Below are 2,279 nucleotides of genomic sequence, written 5' to 3' on the forward strand. Positions count from 1 at the left end.
TATTATAAGTGTAAAATCTTAAAAAAGCAATTAGCTATTTGATGATTGAATAGTAAATAATCCTTTTACAAAAAACAACATAATAAAAGAAAGAAATGCTATAAATAACTATAAGATATAAATGGAACTATAACTAAAGATTATCCCTAATCCATAAGGACATAAGACTCTACCGATACTTGTTGCAGCCTCAATTATTCCAAAAATTAAACCCTGTTGGTGAGGGGAACTTTCTAAAGAAATATTAGAATTAATATTTGTAAAAATTAGAGCATCGGCAATAGAAATTATAACAGCTAAAGTAAGAGAAATCATCATATTTTTAGTATACTCCTAAGTTGTTGTTTAATTTCTACCATATTGTGAGATTTTTCATCTGGATTTTTCTTAAGTAGAGTTTCTTTAAAAAGTAAGAAAGCTAAGATTCCTGAAGTTAAAGATAAACCACCGGCTACCACAAAAGGAATGTATAGTGATATATTGGCAGTACCTAATAATAAACCCCTGATAGCAGGACCGAACATAAAGCCTAATCCGAAGGCAACGCTTAAGATTCCTAAAGTTTTAGCTCTAGTTTCTTTGTAGGATAAATCACAACCTGTGGCAAAACAAACTGAGAAATTGCCTGAGCAAAATCCTGTTAAAACCCTAATGACTAGTAAAATTGTGTAATTAGGAGCAAAAGGGGTTAAAAAATAGAAAATTCCCATAAAAATAGGTGGGAGTACTAGCAGGGTTTTTCTTCCCATTTTATCACTAAGAATCCCAAAGATAATATTTCCAAATAAAGTAGCAATAGAAAAAGTAGATACCATAATTCCGATTTCTAAAACAGTAAGCTGAAAATGCATTTGTATCATTGGTAAGAGCGGGAACAAGATACCAAATCCCAGTAGATCAATAAAAGTAATAATAAATAATATAAACATAAATAACCTTTTAATATTGTAAAGTAATAGCAGAGTAAAAGAAAAATAGTATAGCTTTAAAAGCTAGGTAAGAGATTGTCTATTAAAAAGATTCTTTACAAAGAAAAGCATAATAAAAGCAAAAAAAGCTGTGGTTAGCCACAAGGTAGCGATATTACTATAAGTAAAAACCAACCCTAAAATATAAGGACCGATAATCCGTCCAATACTAGTTGCAGCCTCTACAATGCCAAACACTAATCCTTGTTGTCTGGGAGAACTCTCTAAGGAAATATTAGAATTAATATTGGGAAATAAGAGGGCATCAATTATAGCAATCAAAAGTGCTAAAATTAAAGTAACGGTAATGTTTTTAGTAAACATAGCCATCAGTAAGAAAGTTAATACATACATTAGCATTCCGATATAGAGAGGTTTAATACCTGAAAAAAATCTGGGTATGGTAAATTGTGCTATGGTATAAGCTACGGCAAATATAGTCCAAAATATACCAATTTGTAGGGAATTAAGCTTAAAGCCCATATTCAGCCAGATACTAAAATACACTTCAAACCCAGATAAAGTTAAAATTAATAACGTAGCAAAAGCAAAATTAGCAAGCATTAATTTATTTTGGACTATATTTTTTAATTGTGCCAGAATATTAGTTGTTGCTTCTTCATTAGTTGCTTTAGGTAAGCTTTCTTTAAAAAAACATAAGGCGAATAATCCTGCCAGAACAGCACATACACCTGCTACAATAAAAGGAATGTGAAAGGTATGATTAAAATCTACAAATACTAAATATCCTCCTATAGCAGGACCGAACATAAAGCCAAGCCCAAAAAAAGCACTCATCATTCCCATGACTTTAGCTCTGTTTTCTTTAGAAGATAAATCACAGGCAGCAGCAAAACATACGGAAAAATTTCCTGAAAAGAAGCCAGTTAAAGACCTAACTAATAATAAAGTAGTATAAGTGGTAGCTAAAGGAGTGAATAAATAAGAAATTCCCATACCAAGGGTTGGAATAACTAACATAATTTTTCTACCCATTCTATCACTTAAAATTCCAAAAACTAAATTTCCTACTAAAGTAAGAATAGAAAAGAGAGATACCATGATTCCGATTTCTAAAGGGGTTATCCCAAATTTATCTTGAAACATCGGTAATAAAGGAAAGATTAATCCAAATCCCAGTAAATCCATAAATGTAATACAAAAAAGTACAAACATAAATACCTTATTTTAAAGTTTATAAGTAATTTTTATAAATTTTTTTTATGAAGCATTTTTGAGTATAACATAAGGAAATAATAATAACAATCTTTTTACTAAAGATCGGAAGAGCGTCGTGTAGGGAAAGAGTGT

Annotated in this window: 3 protein-coding genes; all 3 read right to left on the reverse strand. The window is 30.4% G+C overall.

Features of this window, described 5'->3' with window-relative positions:
• Positions 1 to 108: 108 nt before the first annotated feature.
• The 3 genes from ACQCX0_RS02705 to ACQCX0_RS02715 all read right to left on the reverse strand — a co-directional run bounded on the left by ACQCX0_RS02705 (position 109) and on the right by ACQCX0_RS02715 (position 2,144).
• Positions 109 to 318: a hypothetical protein gene (locus ACQCX0_RS02705; protein ID WP_462562632.1), complete on the reverse strand. Its 210-nt coding sequence runs from the start codon at positions 316 to 318 to the stop codon at positions 109 to 111.
• Positions 315 to 929 carry an MFS transporter gene (locus ACQCX0_RS02710; protein WP_462562633.1) on the reverse strand — a complete coding sequence of 205 codons (615 nt, stop codon included), beginning with the start codon at positions 927 to 929 and terminating at the stop codon, positions 315 to 317. The genes ACQCX0_RS02705 and ACQCX0_RS02710 overlap by 4 nt, the downstream gene beginning before the upstream one ends.
• Positions 930 to 992: 63 nt before the next feature.
• Positions 993 to 2,144 (reverse strand): MFS transporter, encoded by a 1,152-nt coding sequence (locus tag ACQCX0_RS02715; protein WP_462562634.1) that lies wholly within the window; start codon positions 2,142 to 2,144, stop codon positions 993 to 995.
• Positions 2,145 to 2,279 lie beyond the last annotated feature (135 nt).

The organism is Candidatus Hepatincolaceae symbiont of Strigamia maritima (genome assembly GCF_055505085.1).

Bases quoted from the DNA above. Each gene is read 5' to 3' on its own strand.
- ACQCX0_RS02705 (WP_462562632.1), bottom strand. From the start codon at position 318: ATGATGATTTCTCTTACTTTAGCTGTTATAATTTCTATTGCCGATGCT.
- ACQCX0_RS02710 (WP_462562633.1), bottom strand. From the start codon at position 929: ATGTTTATATTATTTATTATTACTTTTATTGATCTACTGGGATTTGGT.
- ACQCX0_RS02715 (WP_462562634.1), bottom strand. From the start codon at position 2,144: ATGTTTGTACTTTTTTGTATTACATTTATGGATTTACTGGGATTTGGA.